Origin of the sequence: Rhizobacter sp., assembly GCF_035702065.1 — a bacterium.
In the GTDB taxonomy this organism is placed as follows: Bacteria; Pseudomonadota; Gammaproteobacteria; order Burkholderiales; family Burkholderiaceae_C; genus Rhizobacter.
Window position 1 is genome coordinate 1 of the sequence record NZ_DASSRA010000202.1, and the last position, 4,898, is coordinate 4,898.

Genomic DNA, 4,898 nt, shown 5'->3' on the forward strand with positions numbered 1-4,898 from the left:
CGCCCCAACCCTCTGCGCGACGGCCTGCACGACGTCTACTTCTGCCATCAACGCTTCATGCGCATCGACCTCAACGTCGATACTTGAGAAGGTGTTACCCATGTCCTGGCACACCCGTTACCCATGTCTCCGGTCTGAACAGGCAAGCAAAGAAAAGAAGGTGCGCCGCCGGGCGCATATCCCGGCAGCGGCCTCTCGCAGTGCACAACTACTGCGAAGAGCAGCACAAGGCTTCGATACCTCAGCCTGAGCGGGCAGTGGTGCGCGAGCAGCGAAGAGTGAAGAGGCTCAGCCCAAGCAGCTATTCACTTCCTAAGCAGGAACCAGCAAGCGCCGCAACACCGCCCGCAGCTCCTCATCCCTGAACGGCTTGGCCAGATGCTCATCCATGCCCGCCGCCAGGCTGTGCTCCCGGTCCCCCTGCAGCGCGTTCGCGGTCAGCGCCACCACGGGCGTGCGCGGCAAGCCCATCTCACCTTCATGCTCACGCATGCGCCGCACGGCCTCGAAGCCGTCCATCACTGGCATCTGGCAGTCGAGCAACACCAGGTCGGGCGGCGCGGCGCGGAACGAGGCCAGTGCCTGCAGGCCGTCTTCGACCAGCTCGACAGTGAGGCCCATGTTCTTCAGCGCCGCCTCGGCCACCAAGGCATTGACCGGGTTGTCTTCGGCCAGCAGCACATGGCCTTGCAGTGTCTGCGCCTCTTCTGGGGTGGCTTCGGCGGCCGGCACGGGGTCGGGCACCGGCACCAGGTCGACCGTCACGGTGAAGCAGGAGCCCCGCCCCTGCTGGCTGGTGCAGACCAGGTCGCCGCCCATGGCGCGTGCGAGCTCGCGTGCGATGGTGAGGCCGAGGCCGGTGCCACCGAAGCGGCGCGTGAAGGAACTGTCGGCCTGGTGGAAGGCGTCGAAGATGCGCGGCAACTCGTCGGCCGAGATGCCCACGCCGGTGTCGTGCACCGCGATGCGCGCACGGCCATCGCGGTGGCGCGCCACCACCGTGACGGCCCCCGCTTCGGTGAACTTGATCGCATTGCCCAGCAGGTTGTGCAGCACCTGGCGCAGGCGCGAGGGGTCGCCGCGCACGTAACAGGGCCGCGGCATGTGCAGGCGCGTGGTGAGCGTCAGGCCCGCCTGGAAGGCCGAGGGCACCGACAGCGAAGCCACGTCGTCGATCAGGGCCGCGAGATCGAACACCTGTGGCGACAAACGCACCTGCCCCGCTTCGAGCTTGGAGAAGTCGAGGATGTCGTTGATCAGCGTGAGCAGGTGTTCGCCGGCGCGCTCGATCAGCGCGAGCTGCTCGCCCGGCTCGGCGGGCTTCTCGCTCTGCAGCATGCGCGTGAGGCCCAAGATGCCGTGCAGCGGCGTGCGCATCTCGTGGCTCATGGTGGCGAGGAACTGGCTCTTCACGCTGCTCTGGCGCTGGGCCAGGCGCAGCGCCTCGGCGCGCTCCTCGGCGATGCGGTCGGTGGTGAAGCGCAGGGCCAGCAGCTCGCGGATGCGCGCCTCGCCGCGCCTCGCCTCCACCGCCACCAGCACCAGGAAGCACAGCAGGCCCAGGCCGACGAAGAGGCCGAAGCGCGTGCCGTTCATCAGGTTGTGCACGGCCACCGGCAACAGCATGGCCGCCAAGAAGAGCATGCAGCCGCGGTAGCTCGGCTGCAACACGAAGGCGCCCACCGCCGCCACGCCCACCAGGGCGGCGAACAGCAGTGCGGTGACGTAGGGCTCGCTCGCGGGCGCGAGCCAGATGGCCGCGAGCCCCCAGGTGAAGCCGTCGAGCAGCAACGTCAGCCCGAACCAGCGACGCCACACGCCGTCGCTCGGCAGCTCGGCGCGCGCAAAGCGCTGCACGAGCACCATGCGCAACGCCGACACGCCGCAGCGCATGACGAACCAGCCCCAGCAGAGGGTGTTGTCGACATAGGGCAGCAGGCCCACGCACACCAGCAGCGCGAAGCCCACGCCGGTGAGGGTGGAGACCGGCGCACGCTCGTAGAGCATGGTGGTCTGCGCGTCGGCAACGCGGCGGGCCAGCTCGGCCTCTTGCGCGGCCGCAGCGGCGGGTGACATGGACAAGGCGCCGCGCATGAAGACCCTCTCAACCCTCCGACCCAGAGATGCCGCATTATCCGAGCGGCCTCCCGGTTTCGGCCTCCCTAGTTGCGAGCACGCCCATGCGTTTGATCACGCTTACCCGATGTTTTTGCACTACCGTGCAGACTCACTTTCTTGTGGGTTTGGGCTTGCTTGCGTGCCTTGCACCACCAGCGCACGCACAGGGCGTGAACTACCTGCTGGACCCCGCCCACACGCGCGTGCATTGGGAGGTGACGCACTTCGGCACCTCGACCAGCCGCGGCCGCTTCGACGATCTCAGCGGCAGCCTCACGCTGGACGAAGCCACGGGCAAGGGCGAGGTGTCAGTGAGCATTGGCATCGCCTCGGTGAACACGGGTGTGAGGCCGCTCGACAGCGTGCTGCGCGGCACCGACTACCTGGACAGCCGGGCCCACCCGCAGGCCTTCTTCGTGGCGCGCGGCTGGGCCTGGAAGAAGGAAGCGCCGCTCGACGTGCGCGGCGAGCTCACGCTGCACGGCGTGTCGCTGCCGATCAGCCTGCGCGCGGCCAAGCTGCACTGCGCGCCGCACCCACTGCTCACGCGCGAGGTGTGCGGTGCCGACCTCGAAGGCGAGTTCCGCCGCAGCGAGTTCGGCATCACCGACGGCCTGCCCTTCGTCGGTGACCGGGTGCGCCTGCTGATCCCGGTGGAAGCGATCCGCAGCGTGCCCTGAAAGCGGCCGCTGACGTCGCTCGCCAAACCGGGGAAAATGCGCCCATGACCTCCACCGACCTCCAAGCCGCCATCGCCCACATGGGCGCAGCCGCGCGCGCGGCCAGCAGCCGCATGGCCAGCGCACCGACCGCGGTCAAGAACACCGCCCTGCTCGCCCTGGCTCGCCTGCTGCGCAGCGAAGGCGAGGCACTCGCCGCTGCCAACAAGAAGGACATCGACGACGCCATCGCCGCCGGCCTGGCCGCCCCATTGGTCGACCGCCTGCGTCTCACCGACAAGGTGCTCGCCACCGTGGCCGAAGGCTGCGAGCAGATCGCCGCCATGCCCGACCCCATCGGCGAGATCACCAACCTGCGCCAGCGCCCGAGCGGCATCAACGTGGGCCAGATGCGCGTGCCGCTGGGCGTGTTCGGCATGATCTACGAGAGCCGGCCCAACGTGACCATCGAGGCCGCGTCGCTGGCCATCAAGAGCGGCAACGCCTGCATCCTGCGCGGCGGCTCGGAGGCCATTCACTCCAACCTCGCGCTGTGGAAGCTGGTGCAGGCGGCGCTCACCGAAGCCGGACTGCCGCCCGACGCGGTGCAGCTGGTGCAGACCACCGACCGCGCCGCCGTGGGCTACCTGATCGCCTCGCCCGAGTCGGTGGACGTGATCATCCCGCGCGGCGGCAAGGGGCTGATCGAGCGCATCAGCCGCGAAGCCCGCGTGCCGGTCATCAAGCACCTCGATGGCAACTGCCATGTGTACGTCGACGCGGTCGTCGATCTGGAACTCGCGCTGCGCGTGACCGACAACGCGAAGACGCAGAAGTACAGCCCCTGCAACGCGGCCGAATCGCTGCTGGTGCATGAGGCGGTGGCACCCGACTTCCTGCCGAAGATCGGCGCCGTCTTCGCCGCCAAGGGCGTCGAGGTGCGTGGCGATGCCGCCGTGCTGGCCTTGCTGAAGGACCTGCCGAACGCCAAGCTCACCGCCGCCACCGAGCAGGACTGGAGCGAGGAGTACCTCGCCCCCATCATCAGCGTGAAGGTGGTGAAGAGCCTCGACGAGGCCATCGCCCACATCAACCGCTACGGCTCGCACCACACCGACGCCATCCTCACCGACAGCCACAGCCACGCGATGCGCTTCGTGCGCGAGGTCGATTCGGCCAGCGTGATGGTCAACGCCAGCACGCGCTTCGCCGACGGCTTCGAGTACGGCCTGGGCGCCGAGATCGGCATCAGCACCGACAAGTTCCACGCCCGTGGGCCGGTGGGGCTGGAGGGGCTCACCTCGATGAAGTGGGTGGTGCTGGGCCAGGGCGAGATCCGCACCTGAACGCACTCGAAGAAACAAACAAGGAATCACATGACACCCCGTCGCGCATTGGTGCTCTTCTCGGGGGGTCAAGACTCCACCGTCTGCCTGGCCTGGGCGCTGGAGCGCTTCAGCTACGTCGAGACCATCGGCTTCGACTACGGCCAGCGGCACGACGTGGAGCTCGAGTGCCGGCTCGCGGTGCGCTCGCAGATCTACACGCAGTTCCCGCTGTGGGGCGGCCGGCTGGGCGACGACCACCTGGTCGACATGTCGCTGCTGGGCCAGATCTCCGACACCGCGCTCACCGAAGAGCGCGCCATCGAGATGAGCTCGACCGGCCTGCCCAACACCTTCGTGCCGGGGCGCAACCTGCTGTTCTTCAACTTCGCCGCCGCCATCGCCTACCGCCGCGGGCTCAACGTGCTGGTGGGCGGCATGTGCGAGACCGACTACTCCGGCTACCCGGACTGCCGCGACAACACGCTCAAGTCGCTGCAGGTCTCGCTCAGCCTCGGGCTGGACACGCCCATGACCATCGAGACGCCGCTGATGTGGCTCGACAAGGCGCAGACCTGGGAGCTGAGCGGTGCACTCGGCGGCGAGCGGTTGAACGAGCTGATCGTCGAGCACACCCACACCTGCTACCTGGGCGAGCGCAAGCGGCGCCACGAATGGGGCTACGGCTGCGGGCAGTGCCCCTCGTGCGCGCTGCGCGCGCGTGGCTACAAGGCCTGGCGCTCGCGGAACACGCAGACCCCGTCGTCGTTTCAGGCCACCGACCGGATGGATTTGT

General features: G+C 68.4%; 4 protein-coding genes. 3 read left to right on the forward strand and 1 reads right to left on the reverse strand.

The features are described 5' to 3' along the window. Positions 1–312 precede the first annotated feature (312 nt). Positions 313–2,076 (reverse strand): ATP-binding protein, encoded by a 1,764-nt coding sequence (locus tag VFL64_RS09410; protein ID WP_489540121.1) that lies wholly within the window; start codon positions 2,074–2,076, stop codon positions 313–315. A 212-nt stretch (positions 2,077–2,288) separates the two neighbouring features. Here VFL64_RS09410 and VFL64_RS09415 point away from each other — a divergent pair, with 212 nt between their 5' ends. The 3 genes from VFL64_RS09415 to queC all read left to right on the forward strand — a co-directional run. Next, positions 2,289–2,798 carry a YceI family protein gene (locus VFL64_RS09415; RefSeq protein ID WP_489540122.1) on the forward strand — a complete coding sequence of 170 codons (510 nt, stop codon included), beginning with the start codon at positions 2,289–2,291 and terminating at the stop codon, positions 2,796–2,798. A gap of 44 nt (positions 2,799–2,842) precedes the next feature. After that, positions 2,843–4,123: a glutamate-5-semialdehyde dehydrogenase gene (locus VFL64_RS09420; RefSeq protein WP_489540123.1), complete on the forward strand. Its 1,281-nt coding sequence runs from the start codon at positions 2,843–2,845 to the stop codon at positions 4,121–4,123. A 30-nt stretch (positions 4,124–4,153) separates the two neighbouring features. Beyond that, positions 4,154–4,898 (forward strand): 7-cyano-7-deazaguanine synthase QueC (queC, locus tag VFL64_RS09425; protein WP_489540124.1); only part of this gene is annotated, 745 nt, incomplete at its 3' end.